The following is a 19526-nucleotide window of genomic DNA, read 5'->3' on the forward strand; positions in this document are numbered from 1 at the left end:
ACGCTCTGTGGAGCTAGGCCAGTCGACCGCAATACACCGTGACTAGAGTCAGTTTTAAGCCAACTTTACCTTTCCGCAGCGGTCCCACGGACACCACGAATCCCAGCAGGACAATGCTGGACATCCCCTCACGAGTGCGTGTACATGTGGAGACACTGCCAGCGGCGCAGAATCACATGGGGGTTTGCGATGCTATCGAGCAATACGCACCGGTCGGAAAGCCGGACACCATGAACGCCCCTCACCTTCCGAAAGTGGCCGGAATCGATTCAACGGTTCCCTCACCCGCACACACTGTCGCGCCGACACGTGCCACCACGGGTTCCCCAGCGGCCCCGTCCCCACACGCCCCGGGCGCCGTCCTCCAGGACAGACTCGCAGGCTGGGTGTCCGACCTCACCACCCTGCACGAGCTGACGGAGCGACTGGCACGGACCGGTTCCCTGGCGGACGCCCTCCAGGAACTGCTGCGCGCCGGAGCCGCCCTCGTGGGCGCCCGGCGCGGCCTCGTGGTGCTGGAACCGGGCGACGGCCTCGGCCCGGACACCACGATCGGCCTGGGCCTCGCCCGGGCGGATCTCGGGCACATCGAGACCGTCCCGCGCAGCTGCATGTCGTACGGCAGGATCCTCGACGGGCTCCCCGGGGGCGAGGGCGAGATCGCCCAGCCCGACCTGCTCTCCGAGGACGGGCTCGACCCACGGCACCGCGAGGTGGCCGCCCGGCTCGGCTATGCCGCGAGCTACGCGCTGCCGCTGTCCACGGACGCGGCGGGCCGGCTGGGCGCGGCCGTGTGGCTCTACGACGAGCCGGCCGAGCCGGTCGAGCGGCAGCGCCATCTGGTCGGCCTCTACACGGCGTACGCGGCCGAGCACCTGGCCCGCCTGGTGGAACTGGAGCGCACGCGCGCGTGCATCACGACCATCTCCGAGGAGCTGCTCCCCTCCCGGCTGCCCCGGGTCTCCGGGGTCCAGCTCGCCGCCCGGCACCGCACGGGGCCGCGCGGCGGCGGCGACTGGTACGACGCGCTGCCGCTGCCCGACGCCGCGCTCGGCCTCGCGGTCGGGTCCGTCACCGGGTCGGGCCCCAGCGCCGTCGCCGCCATGGGCCGGCTGCGGGCCTCCCTGCGGGCGTACGCGGTGATGGAGGGCGAGGATCCGGTCGCCGTCCTGTCCGACCTCGAACTGCTGCTGCGGCTCACCGAACCGGCCCGCTCCGCCACCGCCCTGTTCGCCTACTGCGAGCCGGCGCTGCGCAAGATCACGCTGGCCGGGGCCGGCCACAGCCCGCCGCTGGTGATCGGCGAGCGGCGCACCGAGTACGTGGAGACCTCGCTCTCGGCGCCCCTGGGCATGCTCGCCTGCTGGGAGGCGCCCAGTGTGGAGTTCCGGGCGGAGGCGGGAGAGACGGTTCTGCTCTACACGGACGGGCTGCTGCACCGGACCGGCGATCCCATGGACCGGGCCTTCGCGCGGCTGCACGCGTCCGCCGCGAGCGTGCCCAGGGCGCTGCGGGCGGACCCGGGAGCCGTCGCCGACCACGTCCTGCGGACCATGCTGCCGGACGGCCTCGACGACGCCGACAGCGACGAGGACGTGGTGCTTCTGGCGGCCCGCTTCGAGTGAGCCGCACGCCCCTCCTCCGGGGAGCCGGCGCGGGCCCTGTGCGGCCCGCGCGCCGACGGGTCTTCCGGCCCTGGGCGCTCTTCCGTACGACCGTACGATGGTAGGCGTCCAGAGTCGTATCGAGGAGGCAGATCGTGTCGGAGGCGCTCATTCCGGAGACCCCGGAAGCCGTGCTTGAAGATGCCGCCGACCAGGCGGATGAAGAAGAGCCCATCAAGCAGCGCAAGAACGGCCTGTATCCGGGCGTGTCCGACGAGCTGGCCGAGAGCATGAAGTCCGGGTGGGCCGACACGGAACTGCACGGCCTGGAGCCGATCGCCCAGGCCGCGCACACGGCGGCCCGCCGCGCCGCCCTCTCCGCGCGCTTCCCGGGCGAGCGCCTGGTCGTCCCCGCCGGGAACCTGAAGACCCGTTCGAACGACACGGAGTACCCCTTCCGTGCCTCGGTCGAGTACGCGTACCTGACCGGCAACCTCACCGAGGACGGCGTCCTCGTGCTGGAGCCGTCCGCGGACGGCCACAAGGCCACGATCTATCTGCTGCCGCGCTCCGACCGCGAGAACGGCGAGTTCTGGCTCTCCGGCCAGGGCGAGCTCTGGGTCGGCCGCCGCCACTCCCTGGCCGAGGCCGAACAGCTGTACGACATCCCCGCCTCCGACGTCCGCGAACTTCCCGAGAAGCTGCGCGAGGCGACCGGGCCCGTCCGGGTCGTACGCGGTTACGACGCCGGGATCGAGGCGGCGCTCACCGACAAGGTCACCGCCGAGCGCGACACCGAACTGCGGGTCTTCCTCTCCGAGGCCCGGCTGGTCAAGGACGAGTTCGAGGCCGGCGAGCTGCAGAAGGCGGTCGACTCGACCGTCCGGGGCTTCGAGGACGTCGTACGGGTCCTGGACCGCGCCGAGGCGACCAGCGAGCGCTACATCGAGGGCACGTTCTTCCTGCGCGCGCGGGTCGAGGGCAACGACATCGGCTACGGCTCGATCTGCGCGGCCGGACCGCACGCGTGCACGCTGCACTGGGTGCGCAACGACGGCCCGGTGCGCTCCGGGGACCTGCTCCTGCTGGACGCGGGCGTGGAGACGCACACCCTGTACACGGCCGACGTGACGCGCACGCTGCCCGTCAACGGAACGTACTCGGAGATCCAGAAGAAGATCTACGACGCCGTGTACGAGGCCCAGGAGGCCGGCATCGCGGCCGTGCAGCCGGGTGCCAAGTACCGGGACTTCCACGACGCCGCCCAGCGTGTGCTGGCCGAGAAGCTCGTCGAGTGGGGGCTCGTCGAGGGCCCGGTCGAGCGGGTCCTGGAGCTGGGACTGCAGCGACGCTGGACGCTGCACGGCACCGGTCACATGCTCGGCATGGACGTCCACGACTGCGCGGTCGCGCGGACGGAGACGTACGTGGACGCCACGCTGGAGCCGGGCATGTGCCTGACCGTGGAGCCGGGGCTGTACTTCCAGGCGGACGACCTGACCGTGCCGGAGGAGTACCGGGGCATCGGTGTCCGGATCGAGGACGACATCCTCGTCACGGAGGACGGCAACCGGAACCTGTCGGCGGGGCTGCCTCGCAGGTCCGACGAGGTCGAGGCGTGGATGGCCGCGCTCACGGCCTGACCCGCGGTCGACTGACCGACAGTGACATGAAGTGACGTGAACGGCCGGGCACCGAACGGTGACCGGCCGTTTTCGTCCGCGGGTGCGCTGTGGCCTGCCACGGCCCCTCAGGCGTCGGCACGCGCGCGTGAAGGGGTGATCGTCGAGGACGACTACGACGGGAAGTTCCGTTACGACCGGCAGCCCGTGGGAGCCCTCCAGGGGATGGCCCCGGGCAGGTGGCGTAGCTGAGGACGGCGTCCAAGACGCTCGGGCCCGCGCCGCCGCGGCTCGGCCGGATGTGCTGCCGCCGCACCTCGTCGACGCGGTCGCCGACGCCAAGCTGCAGCGCGCGTGGCCGACGCCGTGCCCGCAGGCCGTCCGCCCCTGGAACAGCATCACCGCACCGGTGTTGAGCACGAACAGCACGGAGACCATCCACACGGGGGTGACAGTGGCGCGGACGCTGGGCCCGCTGGTGCTGACGGCGCTGCTCGTGGGCTGGGGGACGCCGGGCCGGCTCCTCCTCGGCGCTCCGACACGGGCGGCCTCGTACGCGATGGGTCCCGCGGTGCGGTGGGCGACGGGGAGCCGGGCCGACACACCGACGGGTGACCGGCCCACCGCTCGGCCTCCCGGCCCGGCCACCGCGCCGAACTGGACGCGCCGTCAGGTGGCCAGCAGCGGTGTTCCCTCGCGCCATTTGAGGATCTTGTCGAAGCTGACCACGGCGCCGCCCCTGACGGAGCTGCCGATGTGGACGTGGTCGGCGAGTTCCTGGATGAGACACAGGCCCCGCCCGTGCTCCGCGTCGCTGGGGGAGGGCCGCAGGGGCGCACGACCACGTCCCGAGGGGAACCCCGGGCCGGAGTCGGTCACCTCGATACGGCACTTCTCGCCGTCCAGATAGGCGGTGACCCGGTAGGCCTCGGTGGACTTCCCCCGGTCCGTGTCACCCCCGTGCTCGACGGCGTTGGCACAGGCCTCGCTCAGCGCGACGGAGATGTCGTAGGAGATCTCAGGATCCACCCCCGCCGACTCCATCGTGCCGATCAGCAGGCGCCGGGCGAGCGGAACACTCGCCGCCTCACGCCGGAGATGGAGGGACCACCAGATGCTCATGCTCCAGCCTCCTGGCCGCGGCTCGACATACCGATACGTATTGCCGCCTGGACCCTGAACTAAGCGTGCGGTGGACGTGACAACGCCCATACGGGGGATGTACCGAGGCCATCTGCCGGTGTATGGCGGCTGTGTATCCGACACACCGCCGACACATGTAAGGACGAATTGCCATAGAGCCCCATCTTCCGGTCCGCACGTCACCTTGTGGACCTGCCGTATGGGGCGGGTAGGGCCAGTGCGATGATGAGCCCGCCATGACTGCCTCCCACCAGCGCGCGCGCACCGGAGGTGATCTCCGGGTCCTGAGGGCCGCGGTGTTCACCGCCGTCTGTGTCGTGCTGGCCGCGGCCGGCCACTCCATCGCCTCCTGCGCGACGGTTCCCCTGTGGTCGCTCGGGGTGGGCTTCCTCGCCGTCTTCGCCGTCGCGGCGCCGCTCGCCGGGCGTGAGCGCTCGCTGCCCGGCATCACCGTGCTCCTCGCGACCGGCCAGACGGTGCTGCACACGCTCTTCGGACTCGGACAGCACGGCACGACGGTCACCGCGTCCGCCACGTCCACCGCGTCCGTCGCCTCCAGCGGCGTGGACGCCTCACTCGTGGCCCGGGCCGCGCGGCTGGTGTGCGGCGCCTCCATCGCGACGCTCAGCCCCGCCCAGGCCCAGCGAATCCTCGCCGACGCCCAACTCGGCACCGGCAACGGCAACGGCGCGGGTACGGGCGCGGGCACCCCGCACGCCGTGCACGAGCAGGCGGGTGCCCTCCCGACCGCCCTCGGATCGCCGTCGTCGGGGCTGGCATCGGTGCTGCCGTCGCTTCCGATGCTCCTCGGTCACGTTCTCGCCGCCGTCGCCACCGGGTGGCTGCTGCGCCGCGGCGACATCGCCCTGCGGCGCCTTCTGCGGCTCTCGGCGCACGGCATGGCGGAAGGGCCGCTGATCTCTCTGCGCGGCGCCCTGGCGCTCGTACGGGCCCTGTTGTCGGGCCTGCCCGGCGGGGTCCCGGCGATGCCCGGCGCACCGCGCGGCTGGGCGTACGAGCCACCGGTCGCGTGTACGACCGCTCTTCAGCACTCGGTCAGCCGGCGCGGTCCGCCGGCCGGCGAGGCACTCGCCCTCGCCGCCTGACACACCGCACCACTTCGGACGTAGTACTCCAGGGGTGCCGTCGTGCGGCACGCGCGCGTGCCCGCTCTCTCACGCGCGCAACCCCCAGTTCTCGACCGAACGGTTCTTCACCGAACCAGTGCTGAAAGCGAAGTGTTTCCTGCATGAAGGTTTCTCGTATCGCCGCGACCGGTGTCGTCGCCGCCTCCGCCGTCCTCGTCCTGTCCGGCCCCGCGTTCGCGCACGTCAGCGTGCAGCCCGAGGGCACGGCCGCCAAGGGCGGGTACGCGACGGTCAACTTCAAGGTGCCGAACGAGCGCGACAAGGCCTCGACCACCAAGCTGGAGATCAACTTCCCGGCCGACCACCCGCTCGCCTCGGTCATGCCGCAGCCCGTCGACGGCTGGAACGTCAAGGTCACCAAGTCCAAGCTCGACAAGCCGCTCGAACTGCACGGCGAGAAGATCAACGAGGCCGTCACCAAGGTCACCTGGACCGCGGACGGCAAGGGCATCCAGCCCGGCTTCTTCCAGAAGTTCCCGCTCTCCATCGGGGCGCTGCCGGAGGACGCCGACGAGCTGGTCTTCAAGGCGATCCAGACGTACTCCAACGACGAGGTCGTGCGCTGGATCGAGACCCAGGAGAAGGGCGGGGAGGAGCCCGAGACGCCCGCTCCGGTGCTCGCGCTGTCCGCCGCGACCGACGACCACCACGGCTCCGCCGCCGCCGACGACGACGCCGATGAGGACGCCGACGACGCGAAGGCCGCCGCCTCCACCACCGAGGCCGCCTCCGCCGACAGCAGCGACACCACCGCCCGTGTGCTGGGCGTCGTGGGGATCGTCGTCGGCGTGGCGGGCGTGGCGTTCGGCGTTCTCGCCGGCCGCCGGCGTACCAACGCATAAGTCCCGTACGACCCACGCGTGAGCCGGACCGGCCCGCGCGCCCGTCAGGACGGGTCTGCGCGCGAGTCCTCTCCGGCCTCCGCGCAGGTCCGGTCCGACCGATCCGACGCCGGACGCCCACCGCGATCACCGGCCGGTCCGTATCCGGCCGGGGGCCGGTCCCGTACAAAGGAAAAACGGGTGTGGCGTCCCAGGAGAATGCACTATGCGCAAGAAGAAGTACGCCGTGGCCGCTCTGTTCGCCGCGGCCGCTCTGACCCTTTCCGCCTGCGGCAGTGGCGACAGCGGTGACAACGCCGTCGCCGAGGTCTCCGCCGAGTCCGGCTCGGAGAAGGCCGCCACGGTCCTCGACAAGCCGTTCGAGAAGCCGGATCTGGTCCTCACCGACACGCAGGGCAAGAAGTACGACCTCCGCGAGGCGACCGAGGGCAAGCCCACCCTCATCTACTTCGGCTACACCAACTGCCCCGACGTCTGCCCCCTGACGATGAACAACATCGCCGTCGCCAAGAAGCAGCTCGCCCAGAACAAGAAGCTGTCCCAGGCCGAGAAGGACTCGCTCCGGGTCGTGTTCGTCACCACCGACCCGGAGCGGGACACCCCTGCCGCGCTCGGCAAGTGGCTCAAGGGCATCGACCCGGACGTCGTCGGCCTGACCGGCTCCTTCGACACGATCCAGGCGGGCGCCCGGACGGTGGGCATCTCCATCGAGGCGCCGACGAAGGGCAAGGACGGCAAGGTCACCTCCATGCACGGCACGCAGGTCATCGCCTTCTCCCCGAAGACCGACGGCGGTTACGTGCTGTACGGCGAGGACGCCACCGTCGACGACTACACCAAGGACCTCCCCGCGCTGATCAAGGGCGCGAAGCCGTGACCCGTCGTACGGCGTCCGCGGCTGCCCTCGTGGCCGCCGCCGCACTGATCCTGACGGGCTGCGGGGACTCGGACTCCGGCGGCTCGGGCGGCTCGGACGCCTCCGGGAGCGGACTGTCGGTGGGCTCCGCCTACATGCCGCAGCCCGTGTCGGACTCCATGGCGGCCGGGTTCCTGGTCATCTCCAATGACGGCGGCGCGGACGACCGGCTGTCCTCCGTCACCAGTGACGTGGCCGGCGAGGTCACCATCCACACGACCGTCGGGCAGTCGATGGAGCAGGTGAAGGACCTCGACATCCCCGCTCACGGCAAGCTCGTCCTGGAAAGCGGCGGCGACCACCTCATGTTCGAGAAGCTGAAGCGCAAGCCGAAGGAGGGGGACACGGTGTCCCTGGAGCTGCGCTTCACCGAGTCCGATCCGATCAAGGTCGAGATGCCGGTGAAGTCCGCGACCTACCAGCCGTCGGCGGTGACGAGATCGTCCTCGCGGTCGTCTATCCCTCCGACCACTCCGACCGCTCCGACCCCCTTCACCGCTCCATCCGTCCCACCTGCCTCGTCTGTTCCATCCACCTTGTCCGCTCTGTCCATCACATCGCATCACTGAGGGAGGGACCACCCTTGAGTCAGACCATCGCTCCCCGTGTGCGGACGCTGTTGCTGCTGCTCCTCGCCGTCACCGGCGCACTCCTTGCCGGAGCCGTGCCCGTCTCCGCGCACGCCGCCCTGACCGGGAGCGACCCGCAGCAGGGAGCGGTGGTCACCGAGGCCCCCGCCCAGGTGTCGCTCACCTTCTCCGAGCAGGTCGCGATGTCCGACGGCTCGGTGCGCGTGCTCGACCCCAAGGGCGAGCGCGTCGACACCGGCAAGACGTCGGGGCAGGGCGGCAACACGTACGCCGTGAAGCTGCACTCCGGGCTGCCCGACGGCACGTTCACCGTGACCTACCAGGTGGTGTCGGCGGACAGCCATCCCGTCTCCGGGGCCTTCACCTTCTCCATCGGGGCGCCCTCCACGACCACGGTCGCCGTGTCCGACCAGGAGGCCGGCGGCGGGCTCGTGGGCGGCCTCTACGGCTTCGCGCGCTATGTGTCGTACGCGGGATTCATCCTGCTCGTCGGCGGCTCGGCCTTCGTGCTGGCCTGCTGGCAGCGCGGCACCGGTGTCCGGGCGGTGCAGCGGCTCGTGGTCTCCGGGTGGCTCGCCCTGACCGGGGCCACGCTCGCCATGCTGATGCTGCGCGGGTCGTACACCGGCTCGGGGAAGTTCGGGGACATCTTCGACCTGAACCTGCTCAGCGACGTGCTGCAGACCAAGACGGGCGCCGCCCTGGTGTCGAGGCTGCTGCTGCTCGCCGCCGCCGCGCTGTTCATCGCCGTGCTCTTCGGGGCGTACGAGAAGCGTGAGGACGAGGAGGAGAAGGGCGATCTGACCTTCGGGCTCGCGATCGGCGGGTTCGTCGTGGCGGCCGGTCTCGCCGCGACGTGGGCGATGGCCGAGCACGCCTCGACCGGGCTCCAGGCGGGGATCGCGATGCCCGCCGACGTGCTGCACCTGCTCGCCGTGGCGGTCTGGCTCGGCGGGCTGTCGACGTTGCTGGTGGTGCTCTACCGGGCGCCGTCGATCGAACGGTCCGCCGTACAGCGCTTCTCCCAGGTCGCGTTCGGCAGCGTGGCCGTGCTGGTCGTGACCGGGATCTACCAGTCGTGGCGGCAGGTCGGCTCGTGGTCCGCGCTCACCGGGACCTGGTACGGGCAGCTGCTGCTGATCAAGGTCGCCCTGGTGGTCGTCCTCGTCGGCATCGCGTACGTCTCGCGACGCTGGACCGCGCGGCTGGCGCAGACGCCGACGTCGGCGGCCAAGCAGTCCGTGAAGGCCTCGGTCGGGGCCGCGGCATCGAAGAAGTCGAACGGATCGGCTGCACCGACGGGGGGCAAGGGAGCCAAGGCGTCCAAGAGCCCGAAGGGAGCCAAGTCGTCCAAGGCGTCCAAGGTGTCCACCGGGTCCGAGGAGAACCCGGACGACAAGGTGACGGTCCCAGCGGGCGGCGAAGGCGGTAGCAGCGGCGGCGGCGCCGGTGGCGGCGGCAAGCGAGCCGCCCAGCTGGCCCGGCAGCGGGCCGCGGTGGCCACCGCGCGCGACAAGCGCCTGCGCGACGCCGACCCGCTCCGCTCCGGCCTGCGCCGCTCGGTGCTCGCCGAGGCGGGCGTCGCGGTCGTCCTGCTGGCCGTCACCACGGTGCTCACGTCCACCGAACCGGGGCGTACGGAGGAGGAGGCGAAAGCCGCCACCGCCGCCGCGTCCGCGGCGCAGACCGGTGAGGCGCTGTCGCTGGACATCCCGTTCGACACGGGCGGCGAGGACGGCAAGGGGATAGCCCGCGTCGAACTGGACCCGGCCCGCGTCGGCGGCAACGACATGCACGTCTACGTGGAGCGGCCGAACGGCAAGGCCTTCGACATCCCCGAGGTCAAGGTCTCCTTCACCCTCAAGGCGAAGGACATCGGACCGCTGCCCGTGGTCCCCGACCGCATCGCCACCGGACACTGGACGGCGAGCGGGGTGCAGATCCCCATGGCGGGCAACTGGCAGATCGAGGTGACCGTGCGGACGTCCGACATCGACCAGGTGACCGTGGACAAGAACGCGCAGATCGGCTGAACGACACCATGGCTGAACAGTCCACCCCGAAGACCCCTGCTTCGAAGCCCTCTGCTTCGAAGTCTTCTGTACCGAAGTCTTCTGTACCGAAGTCCTCTGCTTCGAAGCCCTCTGTACCGAAGACCCCTGCTCCGGAGACCTCTGTTTCGGAGACCCCCGCTTCGAAGCCCTCCCCCACCCGGGTCGTCTCCCGACGGCGGTTGTTGGGCACCGCCGGTGCCACCGGTCTCGCGCTCGGTGCGGTGGGCGGAGCCGCCGGTTACGCCGCCGCGCCCGCCGCCGACCGGACCGCGCTCCTCAGTTCGGTGGGCGCGGACGAGGTGATGTTTCACGGGAAACATCAGCCGGGCATCACCACCGCTCTGCAGGCCAAGGGTCATCTCGTCGCCTTCGACCTGGCGGCGGGCGCGGGCCGCAAGGAGGCGGCCACTCTGCTGCGGCGCTGGTCGACGACGGCCGAGCGGCTGATGGCGGGCGAGGCGTCCGCGAACGACGACACGGACGTGGCGCGCGATGCCGGCCCCTCGTCCCTCACGCTCACCTTCGGCTTCGGCCACAGCTTCTTCGCCCGTACGGGACTGGAGAAGCAGCGCCCGATCGCCCTCGACCCCCTGCCCGACTTCTCGTCGGACCACCTCGACAAGGCCCGCAGCAACGGCGACCTGTGGGTCCAGATCGGCGCGAACGACTCCCTCGTCGCCTTCCACGCCCTGCGCGCGATCCAGCAGGACGCGGGCCGGGCGGCCAGGGTGCGCTGGCAGATGAACGGCTTCAACCGCTCGCCGGGCGCCACCACCCGTCCGCTCACGGCCCGCAATCTCATGGGCCAGATCGACGGCACGCGTAATCCCAAGCCCTCGGAGTCCGACTTCGACCGGCGGATCTTCGTGCCCGAGACGAGCGACCCGGCGTGGATGGCGGGCGGTTCCTACGCCGTCGTACGCCGTATCCGGATGCTCCTCGACGACTGGGAGGCGCTTTCGGTCAAGGACCAGGAGGAGGTCATCGGGCGCCGGAAGTCCGACGGGGCACCGCTGTCCGGCGGCACCGAGACGACCGCGATGGACCTGGAGAAGACCGGCGGCGACGGCAAACTGGTGGTCCCCGTCAACGCGCACGCCCGGATCACCCGGCCCGACGAGAACGGCGGCGCGGCGATGCTCCGACGGCCCTTCTCCTTCCATGACGGCATCGACGCGGACGGTGTGCCGGACGCGGGGCTGCTCTTCGTCTGCTGGCAGGCCGACCCGTTGCGCGGCTTCGTACCGGTGCAGCGCAAGCTCGACCGCGGGGACGCGCTGTCCGCCTTCATCCGGCACGAGTCGAGCGGGCTCTTCGCGGTGCCGGGCGGGGCGTCGGAGGGGGAGTACGTGGGACAGAAGTTGCTGGAGGGCTGAGATCCACCCATCGGGGCGTGGTTCCGGAAGCGTGAGACCAGTTCCCACAAGGCCCATTAGGGTGAGGCCATGCCAGCCAGCTACGCGTATCTCGGCCCCGAGGGCACCTTCACCGAAGTGGCCCTGCGGACTCTTCCGGAGTCGGCCACCCGGCAGCTCGTCCCGATGGTGTCCGTTCCGGCGGCCCTCGACGCCGTCCGGGCCGGTGAGGTCGAGGCCGCGTTCGTGCCGATCGAGAACTCGGTGGAGGGCGGCATCACCACGACGATCGACCAGCTGGCCGTCGGCGAGCCGCTGATGATCTACCGCGAGGTGCTCCTCTCGATCACCTTCGCGCTGCTGGTCCGCCCCGGTACGAAGCTCTCCGACATCAAGACGGTCAGCGCGCACCCGGCCGCCCAGCCGCAGGTGCGCAACTGGATGAGGGACAACCTCCCGGACGTCGTGTGGGAGTCGGCGGCCTCCAACGCGGACGGTGCCCGTCTGGTGCAGGAGGGGCGTTACGACGCGGCCTTCGCGGGTGAGTTCGCGGCGGCGCGGTACGGCCTGGAGGCCCTGGAGACCGAGATCCACGACGCGGAGAACGCGCAGACCCGGTTCGTCCTGGTGGGCCGGCCCGCCCGGCCCGCGGCGCCGACCGGTGCCGACAAGACGTCCGTGGTGATCTGGCAGCGCGACGACCATCCGGGTGCCCTGCTCGAACTGCTCCAGGAGTTCGCGGTCCGCGGGGTCAACCTGATGCTGCTGCAGTCCAGGCCGACCGGCGAGGGCATCGGCAACTACTGCTTCGCCATCGACGCGGAGGGGCACATCGCGGACCGGCGGGTGGCCGAGGCGCTGATGGGGCTCAAGAGGTCCTGCCCGAAGGTGCGGTTCCTCGGGTCCTATCCACAGGCCGACGTCGATCCGAAGGACATGCGCGCACCGCGGGCCGGTACGTCGGACGGCGAGTTCGCGGCGGCCTCGGACTGGCTGGCGCGCTGCCAGGACGGCCGCTTCTAGCCGATCCGGCCGCTTCCGCCCGATCCAGCCGGATCGGCCGGAAGCGGCCGGAAGCGGCTGGAAGCGGCTGGTCCTACCTGCAGATTTTCTTCATCCACAGAAGTTATCCACAGGCGCGCTTCTCGACCTGGGGACAAGTCGACAACGAAGCACGACACAGTCGACAAATCGCCCTACAACCCGCAACCGCGTCCACAGTCCCGCAGGCCACCCTTCGTACACCCGTTTTCCCTGACCAATCCCTTAGAGGGACCCATTTCCACTCGAACGTGGGTGTAGAGAGGGTTTGACTCGGGAATTCCTCGTCCCGGATGCGGCTTTCGGAACGATCACTTCCGATGTCCACAGATCTTTCGCACAGCCTGTGGATAACTTTCCCGGGGTGTGGATTCCTGTGGACAAACCCCGCACCAAGTCCCTTGGCCCGCAAGGGAATCGAGTCAACCCGCCGCATCCCGACTGCCCCGTTCCAGGGAGCCGGACCTCTTTCGATTGACGCGGATCCGCACAATTCAAACGATTCGACAATTCCCGCAAAACCTGACAGAAGCGACAGATCGGAATACCGGGTCGTGACCCGGAACCCGGCACCGGTAACCTTGTGGCGTGATTGACCTTCGCCTGCTTCGTGAGGACCCCGACCGTGTTCGCGCCTCCCAGCGCGCCCGTGGAGAGGATGTCGCGCTCGTCGACTCCCTGCTCTCCGCCGACGAGCGGCGCAGGTCGTCCGGCGTCCGCTTCGACGAGCTGCGCTCCGAGCAGAAGGCGCTCGGCAAGCTCATCCCCAAGGCTTCGGGCGACGAGAAGGCCGAGCTGCTCCAGAAGGCCGGCCGGCTCGCCTCCGACGTCAAGGCGGCCGACGCCGAGCAGCACGAGGCGGACGAGGAGACCAAGCGGCTCCTGCAGCAGCTCGGCAACCTCGTGCACCCCGACGTCCCCGTCGGCGGCGAGGAGGACTTCGTCGTCCTGGAGACGCACGGCACGATCCGCGACTTCGGCGCCGAGGGCTTCGAGCCCAAGGACCACCTGGAGCTCGGCGAGGCGCTGGGCGCCATCGACGTCGAACGCGGCGCCAAGGTGTCCGGCTCGCGCTTCTACTACCTGACGGGGGTCGGCGCGCTCCTGGAGCTCGCCCTCGTCAACGCGGCGATCGCGCAGGCCACGGAGGCCGGCTTCGTCCCGATGCTGACCCCCGCGCTGGTCCGCCCGCGCGCCATGGAGGGCACCGGCTTCCTCGGCCAGGCCGCGGAGAACGTGTACCACCTGGAGAAGGACGACTTCTACCTGGTCGGCACCTCCGAGGTCCCGCTCGCGGCGTACCACATGGACGAGATCCTGGACGCGGACAAGCTGCCGCTGCGCTACGCGGGCTTCTCGCCGTGCTTCCGCCGCGAGGCCGGCACGTACGGCAAGGACACCCGGGGCATCTTCCGCGTGCACCAGTTCGACAAGGTCGAGATGTTCTCGTACGTCGATCCGGCGGACGCGGAGAACGAGCACCAGCGGCTCCTCGACTGGGAGAAGCAGTGGCTGACCGGTCTCGGGCTGCCCTTCCAGGTCATCGACGTGGCCTCGGGCGACCTGGGGTCGTCCGCCTCGCGCAAGTTCGACTGCGAGGCGTGGATCCCGACCCAGGGCAAGTACCGCGAGCTGACCTCGGCCTCGAACTGCGACGGCTTCCAGGCCCGCCGGCTGTCGGTACGCATGCGGGACGGCAAGAAGGTGCAGCCGCTCGCGACACTGAACGGCACGCTGTGCGCCGTTCCGCGCACGATCGTGGCGATCCTGGAGAACCACCAGCTGGCCGACGGCTCCGTACGGGTGCCCGAGGTGCTGCGTCCGTATCTGGGCGGCCGTGAGCTGCTGGAGCCGATCTCCAAGTGACCGGCACCACCGAGCCCACCGGATCGGCCGGATCCACGCGGGCGTTCCCGTACAGGCTTGTCGCGACCGATCTCGACGGAACGTTGCTGCGCTCCGACGACACGGTCTCGGAGCGCACGCGCGAGGCACTCGCCGCGGCCACCGTGGCGGGTGCGGCGCACCTCGTGGTCACCGGCCGGGCGGTGCCCTGGACCCGGCACATCCTCGACGACCTCGGGTACGAGGGCCTCGCGGTGTGCGGCCAGGGCGCCCAGCTGTACGACGCCGGGGCGCACCGGCTGCTCACGTCGGTGACCCTCGACCGGCAGCTGGCGGGGCTGGCGCTCGCCAAGATCGAGGCGGAGGTCGGCCCGCTGTCCCTCGCCGCGAGCCGCGACGGTCTCGACGGCGACGTCCTGGTCGGCCCCGGCTACCGGGTGCAGGGCCTGTTGCAGTCCGTCCCGTTCACCGATGTGGCCGAGCTGTGGGCCGCGCCCCTGACCAAGATGTACATCCAGCATCCGCGCCTCACCGACGACGAGCTGACGTCCGCGGCGCGGGCGGCGGCGGGCTCGCTGGTGAACATCGTGATGGCGGGCGAGGGCATCGTGGAGATCCTGCCCCTGGGTCTGTCCAAGGCCACGGGGCTCTCCCTGGCGGCCCGCCGCCTGGGTGTGAAGGCCGCAGACACGATCGCCTTCGGCGACATGCCGAACGACATACCGATGTTCGCGTGGTCGGCGCACGGCGTGGCGATGGCCAACGCCCACACCGAACTCAAGGCCGTGGCCGACGAGCTGACCCTGTCGAACGACGAGGACGGCATCGCGGTGGTGCTGGAGAGACTGCTGGGCTAGCCGCTCCGCGGCTTTTGGGGAACCCCGCCCGGGAGGGGCGGCCCGCGCGGAGGTACGCGCTCGAAGCGGCCGCCCCGGGCAGCTCCCTCGCGGGGCGGACTCGACGGAGCTGACTGCTCCGGAGCCCGCACGCTGCCCTGCCGGGAGCCCGACGAACCGCCACTGACGGGCGTCGTCGTGCTCCTCACCCGGACTGCGGCACCGGAGGAATCCGGCGCCCTGAACATGACCACTGTGCCCCGGGGGACGAGTCGGACGCCACCGAATAATCGGACGCCCCTGAATAAAAGGGCGCTTGGCGCGCAGTGGGCAGGCAGGTCAGCTCCGCCGCCACCTGCGCCGCCGCGCCTTGCTGAAGAACCATCCCGCGGGTGGCTCGTCGGAGCGCCAGGGCTGCGGATCGGGGCCGCCGTCGCGCCAGCGGGCCGCGAGCATCCGGGCGCGCGCGGACGGCTCCTCCGTATCGGCGGACCGTATGAAGTCCTCGTCCAGGACGAGTTCGTCCCAGACCTCTCCCGCGGGCTCCCCAGGGCCTTCGCCGGGTCCCTGTCCGTCACCGCGTGGTGCCTGCGCCGCCATCCCCGTTCCTCCTCGTCGCATCCCCTCGGGCCAGTGTGCCGTCACCGGCGTAAAACCCACTTCAAGATCTTCAAGATCAGAAATCGACTGCGGGATCAAGGACGGATGCGGCTCCACGCGCGCGTGGAGCCGCATCGACCAGGCGGGCCCGCCACCCACTCCGGCAGGGCTACTCCTCGCCGGCCAGGGTCAGCGTCCGCAACTTCTGTCCCGCGAACCAGGTGGCGGCGACGGTCACCACGACCAGCAGCACCGTGCCGGTGGTGAGGCCCACGTCGGAGGTGACGAGATCGCCGCCGGACACCTTGTGGGCCACCGCGAGCGACCACTGCTGGACACTGAGCGTCCTCGCCCCGGAGACCAGCGTCCCGAAGAGCGCCTCCCACACGAGGGCGTAGACGAGTCCGAAGACCACCGCGTGCCGCGTGATGGTGCCGAGCAGCAGGAAGAGCGCCGCGTACGCGATGGAGGCGACCAGAGCCGCCACGGTGTACGCGACGGCGACCTGCTGGCCGTTGCCGTTGAGGATCAGTCCGGCGAGGAACGTCGGGACCGCCGAGAACACCATGGTGACGGCGACGGCGACGATCAGCTTGGTGAAGATGATCGTGGGGCGCTTGACCGGCTTGGCGAGCAGGTAGACGACCGAGCCGTCGTCGATCTCGGGGCCGATCGCGCCCGTTCCCGCGATGACACCGATGATGGGCACCATCGTGGCGAGCGCGAAGCCGCCGAGGACGTCCGCGGCCACCTGGTCGTCGGCGCCCGTGAAGCTGCGCACGGCCACGGAGAGGACGATCAGCAGGACGGGCAGGGCGCCCAGGATGAGGGCCCGGCGGCGGCCGAGGAGGCCGCGGTAGGTGAGTCGGGCGACTGTGGGGTCGTACATCTTTCGGCCTCCTACGCCGCGACGAGATACGAGAAGACGGACTCGAGGGACTCGTCGGACGGCGAGACCGTGAGCAGTCGGATGCCGTGGTCGCGGGCCACTCGCGGCAGCAGTGCCGTGAAGCGCGGGAAGTCGACGGCCTGGATGCGCAAGGCGCCCTCCTGGAGGTCCACCTCGATGCCGGACGTCGACGGGTCGGCGATCAGCGCCGCCGCGAGCGCGCGGTCGTCGCTGGAGCGGACCAGGTAGCGGTGCGGGCGGTCGGTCATCAGGCGGCGGATCCGGCGGAAGTCGCCACTGGCCGCGTGCCGTCCGGCGACGATCACCTCGATGTGCGAGGCGAGTTGCTCGACCTCCTCCAGGATGTGCGACGAGAAGAGGACCGTACGGCCCTCGTCGCCCATGCGCCGCAGCAGGTCCATCAGCTGCATGCGCTGGCGCGGGTCCATGCCGTTGAAGGGCTCGTCGAGCAGCAGCAGCGAGGGGTCGTGGACGAGCGCCGAGGCCATCTTCACGCGCTGGCGCATGCCCTTGGAGTACGTCGAGATCTTCCGGTCCTGCGCGTACTCCATCTCGACCGTGGCGAGGGCGCGGTGGGCCGCCTTGTCGCCGAGGCCGTGCAACTCGGCGTTGGCGACGACGAACTCGCGGCCTGTGAGGAAGTCGTACATCGCCTCGCGCTCGGGGACGATGCCGATCTGCTTGTAGATCTCCTCGTTGCGCCAGGTCGGCCGGCCGTCGAGGGTGACGGAGCCGGTGGAGGGGGCGAGGAAGCCGCCCATCATGTTGATGAGGGTGGATTTTCCGGCGCCGTTCGGGCCGAGCAGGCCGGTGACTCCGGGGCCGATGGTCATGGTGATGTCGTTGACGGCCACCACGTTGCCGAACCAGCGTGAGACGTGGTCGATGGTGAGGGTGCTCATGGGCGCGGCCCGTTCCTTGGAAGGGTGGTGGCGGACGACGGGCGGGCGGTCACAGTCCGACCTTTCGGTAGCGGCGCATCAGGATGCCGTAGCAGCCCGCGACGAGCCCCAGGACGGCGATCAGATACACGACGCCCAGGCCGCTCGAAGGACCCTCACCGCCGGGGAACGCCGATGTGGCGCCCAGGAAGGCGGTCTGCACCCCGTCGATCAGCGTGATCGGCGAGAAGAGGCCGAGCCAGGAGATCGCGTCGGTGCTGGACTGGTCGTAGGCGATGGCCTGGACGGTGGACACCGCTCCGTAGGAGATGGTCAGCACGGCGATGACGGCGGCGATGCCGAAGCCGCGGCGCGGGGTGATCGCCGAGATGACCAGGCCGATGCCGGCGAAAAGCAGGGAAAGCAGTGCCACGGAGACGAGCCCTTGTCCGAAACCCTTGGTCTGGTCCCAGAAGTCGAGTTTGGCCAGCAGCGCTCCCACGTACAGCACGAGCAGCGGGGCGGCGGTGAGCAGGAACAGCGCCGAGGCCAGCGCCGCGTACTTGGCGCGTACGTAGTCGGCGGTCTCGATGGGGCGCGAGAAGTACAGCGGGACGGTCTTGAAGCGCAGGTCCCGGGAGACGGACTGCGGTCCCTGGGAGGCGACGTACAGACCGATGACGGCCTGCATGATGATCGCGTAGCGCGTGTAGTCGACGGGCAGGTCCTTCGCCTTGGTGGCGACGGCGACCGCGACCATGATCAGCGCGGGGACGCACATCACCACGAAGAGCAGCATCGGCAGCACTTTGGACTTCACCGAGCGGCCGAGGCCGTACGAGCCGCGCAGGGACATCGAGTAGAGCGAGCGGCGGGCGTACGCGCGTCCCAGACGCGGGCCGTCGTAGTTGCGGTAGCCGATGTTGTGGATCCGGGTCTGCTCGCCCGCGCCTGCCGGAGCCGGGACCTGTGCCTGGGGCTGCTCAACCGCCATGGCCGACCGCCTCCTTCCGCTGTTCGTCGCCGTTCTTCGGGGCCGAGCGCGCTTCGGCGTCCCTGGCCGCCTGCTCGTCGCTGTCCTTGAAGACCTCAGCGATGTGGTGCCTGCGCTGCTCCATGCGCACCAGACCGAGGCCCAGGTCGGCGACGACGTCCCGTACGAGGTCGTACGTCTCCTCGCCCTGCGCGGTGAGGAGCAGGATGTGGCCCGCACCGGGGAGTCCGCTGCCGTCGTGGGTGTCGACACCGCGCGCGTGCAGCACGTCGCGCAGTGCGCCGGTGCCGTCCGGGTGCTCGTCCGTGTCGGTGACCTCGACGGCGAGGATCGCCGTGCGCTGCGTGAAGTCCGTGGTGGAGCTGGACCGCAGGAGCTTGCCGCCGTCGATGACGACGACGTGGTCGCAGGTGCGCTCCAACTCGCCGAGCAGGTGCGAGGTGACCAGGACGGAGATGCCGAAGTCGGTGTGGATGCGGCGGATCAGGCCGAGCATCTCGTCGCGGCCGACCGGGTCGAGGCCGTTCGTCGGCTCGTCGAGGAAGACCAGTTGCGGGTCGTGGACCAGCGCCTGCGCGAGCTTGACGCGCTGCTTCATGCCCGTCGAGTAGCCGCCGATGGGGCGGTACCGCTCCTCGTAGAGGCCGACGTGGCGCAGCGTGTCCGCCGTGCGCTCGCGGGCCGCCGCCGGGGGCAGACCGGACATGCGCGCCATGTGGACGACGAACTCGGTGGCCGAGACGTCGGGCGGCAGGCAGTCGTGCTCGGGCATGTATCCGACGCGCTCCCGGATGTCGCCGCCCTTGGTGGCGACATCGAGTCCGAGCACCGCGGCGCGGCCCTCGGTGGCGGGGGACAACCCCAGCAGGATCTTGATCAATGTGGACTTGCCGGCTCCGTTGGCTCCGACGAGTCCGGTCACACCGGGTCCGACGTCCACGGAGAGCCGGTCAAGAGCGGTCACCCTGGGGAACCGCTTGCTCAGGCTTTCGGTCGCGATCACAGTCACATTCCGAAGGTAGTGGCGCACAACACATCAGTCGTCAGACCTGGGAGCTGTATCGCTCTCACTCTCCGGTCGTACGGGTCCGTAGGGGTCACCCTCAGGTCGAACAACCGGCGGCCGTCGGCGTGCCCGGGTGGCC

Annotated in this window: 16 protein-coding genes and 2 pseudogenes; 12 read left to right on the forward strand and 6 right to left on the reverse strand. The window is 70.3% G+C overall.

Features of this window, described 5'->3' with window-relative positions:
• Nucleotides 1–113: 113 nt before the first annotated feature.
• The 3 genes and pseudogenes from K3769_RS22125 to K3769_RS22135 form a co-directional block, all read left to right on the forward strand.
• The gene (locus K3769_RS22125) at nt 114–1625 is read left to right on the forward strand and encodes a PP2C family protein-serine/threonine phosphatase (RefSeq protein WP_267028107.1); all 1512 of its coding nucleotides are present in this window, start codon (nt 114–116) and stop codon (nt 1623–1625) included.
• 134 nt (nt 1626–1759) lie between these two features.
• Nucleotides 1760–3247 (forward strand): aminopeptidase P family protein, encoded by a 1488-nt coding sequence (locus tag K3769_RS22130; RefSeq protein ID WP_267028108.1) that lies wholly within the window; start codon nt 1760–1762, stop codon nt 3245–3247.
• 117 nt (nt 3248–3364) lie between these two features.
• Nucleotides 3365–3572 (forward strand): annotated as a pseudogene (locus K3769_RS22135) (PLP-dependent aminotransferase family protein); the annotation flags it as partial.
• 323 nt (nt 3573–3895) lie between these two features.
• Here K3769_RS22135 and K3769_RS22145 read toward each other — a convergent pair.
• Complete coding sequence (locus K3769_RS22145) at nt 3896–4348, reverse strand: ATP-binding protein (protein WP_267028109.1); 453 nt, start codon at nt 4346–4348, stop codon at nt 3896–3898.
• A gap of 257 nt (nt 4349–4605) precedes the next feature.
• On the opposite strand from K3769_RS22145, the gene K3769_RS22150 reads away from it, so the two are divergent.
• From K3769_RS22150 to K3769_RS22190, 9 genes and pseudogenes are all read left to right on the forward strand, one after another.
• On the forward strand, nt 4606–5475 hold the full coding sequence (locus K3769_RS22150) for a hypothetical protein (protein ID WP_267028110.1): 870 nt from the start codon (nt 4606–4608) through the stop codon (nt 5473–5475).
• Between the two features lie 143 nt (nt 5476–5618).
• Complete coding sequence (locus tag K3769_RS22155; protein ID WP_267028111.1) at nt 5619–6359, forward strand: YcnI family copper-binding membrane protein; 741 nt, start codon at nt 5619–5621, stop codon at nt 6357–6359.
• Nucleotides 6360–6564: 205 nt separating this feature from the next.
• Complete coding sequence (locus K3769_RS22160) at nt 6565–7236, forward strand: SCO family protein (RefSeq protein ID WP_267028112.1); 672 nt, start codon at nt 6565–6567, stop codon at nt 7234–7236.
• Nucleotides 7233–7703: pseudogene (locus tag K3769_RS22165) on the forward strand (copper chaperone PCu(A)C); the annotation flags it as partial. The gene K3769_RS22160 and the pseudogene K3769_RS22165, both read left to right, overlap by 4 nt.
• Nucleotides 7704–7858: 155 nt before the next feature.
• Nucleotides 7859–9898, forward strand: a complete 2040-nt coding sequence (locus tag K3769_RS22170) for a copper resistance CopC/CopD family protein (protein ID WP_267028113.1) — start codon at nt 7859–7861, stop codon at nt 9896–9898.
• An 8-nt stretch (nt 9899–9906) separates the two neighbouring features.
• A complete protein-coding gene (gene efeB / locus K3769_RS22175; RefSeq protein ID WP_267028114.1) occupies nt 9907–11295 on the forward strand; it encodes an iron uptake transporter deferrochelatase/peroxidase subunit in 1389 nt (462 codons plus the stop codon).
• A gap of 69 nt (nt 11296–11364) precedes the next feature.
• Nucleotides 11365–12297 (forward strand): prephenate dehydratase, encoded by a 933-nt coding sequence (gene pheA / locus K3769_RS22180; RefSeq protein WP_267028115.1) that lies wholly within the window; start codon nt 11365–11367, stop codon nt 12295–12297.
• 606 nt (nt 12298–12903) lie between these two features.
• Complete coding sequence (gene serS, locus K3769_RS22185; protein ID WP_267028116.1) at nt 12904–14181, forward strand: serine--tRNA ligase; 1278 nt, start codon at nt 12904–12906, stop codon at nt 14179–14181.
• Complete coding sequence (locus K3769_RS22190; protein ID WP_267028117.1) at nt 14178–15017, forward strand: HAD family hydrolase; 840 nt, start codon at nt 14178–14180, stop codon at nt 15015–15017. Before serS ends, K3769_RS22190 begins: the two co-directional genes overlap by 4 nt.
• 318 nt (nt 15018–15335) lie before the next feature.
• Here K3769_RS22190 and K3769_RS22195 read toward each other — a convergent pair whose 3' ends face one another.
• From K3769_RS22195 to K3769_RS22215, 5 genes are all read right to left on the reverse strand, one after another.
• On the reverse strand, nt 15336–15596 hold the full coding sequence (locus tag K3769_RS22195) for an SGM_3592 family protein (RefSeq protein WP_267028118.1): 261 nt from the start codon (nt 15594–15596) through the stop codon (nt 15336–15338).
• Nucleotides 15597–15765: 169 nt separating this feature from the next.
• Nucleotides 15766–16485 carry an ABC transporter permease gene (locus tag K3769_RS22200; RefSeq protein ID WP_267028119.1) on the reverse strand — a complete coding sequence of 240 codons (720 nt, stop codon included), beginning with the start codon at nt 16483–16485 and terminating at the stop codon, nt 15766–15768.
• 11 nt (nt 16486–16496) lie between these two features.
• Nucleotides 16497–17408: an ABC transporter ATP-binding protein gene (locus K3769_RS22205; protein WP_267028120.1), complete on the reverse strand. Its 912-nt coding sequence runs from the start codon at nt 17406–17408 to the stop codon at nt 16497–16499.
• Nucleotides 17409–17457: 49 nt separating this feature from the next.
• A complete protein-coding gene (locus K3769_RS22210) occupies nt 17458–18381 on the reverse strand; it encodes an ABC transporter permease (RefSeq protein WP_267028121.1) in 924 nt (307 codons plus the stop codon).
• Complete coding sequence (locus K3769_RS22215; RefSeq protein ID WP_267031494.1) at nt 18371–19384, reverse strand: ABC transporter ATP-binding protein; 1014 nt, start codon at nt 19382–19384, stop codon at nt 18371–18373. Before K3769_RS22215 ends, K3769_RS22210 begins: the two co-directional genes overlap by 11 nt.
• Between the last annotated feature and the right edge of the window lie 142 nt (nt 19385–19526).

This window comes from Streptomyces ortus (assembly GCF_026341275.1).
GTDB classification, from domain to species: Bacteria; Actinomycetota; Actinomycetes; order Streptomycetales; family Streptomycetaceae; genus Streptomyces; species Streptomyces ortus.

Bases quoted from the DNA above. Each gene is read 5' to 3' on its own strand.
- K3769_RS22125 (WP_267028107.1), top strand. From the start codon at position 114: ATGCTGGACATCCCCTCACGAGTGCGTGTACATGTGGAGACACTGCCA.
- K3769_RS22145 (WP_267028109.1), bottom strand. From the start codon at position 4,348: ATGAGCATCTGGTGGTCCCTCCATCTCCGGCGTGAGGCGGCGAGTGTT.
- K3769_RS22150 (WP_267028110.1), top strand. From the start codon at position 4,606: ATGACTGCCTCCCACCAGCGCGCGCGCACCGGAGGTGATCTCCGGGTC.
- K3769_RS22155 (WP_267028111.1), top strand. From the start codon at position 5,619: ATGAAGGTTTCTCGTATCGCCGCGACCGGTGTCGTCGCCGCCTCCGCC.
- K3769_RS22160 (WP_267028112.1), top strand. From the start codon at position 6,565: ATGCGCAAGAAGAAGTACGCCGTGGCCGCTCTGTTCGCCGCGGCCGCT.
- efeB (WP_267028114.1), top strand. From the start codon at position 9,907: ATGGCTGAACAGTCCACCCCGAAGACCCCTGCTTCGAAGCCCTCTGCT.
- pheA (WP_267028115.1), top strand. From the start codon at position 11,365: ATGCCAGCCAGCTACGCGTATCTCGGCCCCGAGGGCACCTTCACCGAA.
- K3769_RS22195 (WP_267028118.1), bottom strand. From the start codon at position 15,596: ATGGCGGCGCAGGCACCACGCGGTGACGGACAGGGACCCGGCGAAGGC.
- K3769_RS22200 (WP_267028119.1), bottom strand. From the start codon at position 16,485: ATGTACGACCCCACAGTCGCCCGACTCACCTACCGCGGCCTCCTCGGC.
- K3769_RS22205 (WP_267028120.1), bottom strand. From the start codon at position 17,408: ATGAGCACCCTCACCATCGACCACGTCTCACGCTGGTTCGGCAACGTG.
- K3769_RS22210 (WP_267028121.1), bottom strand. From the start codon at position 18,381: ATGGCGGTTGAGCAGCCCCAGGCACAGGTCCCGGCTCCGGCAGGCGCG.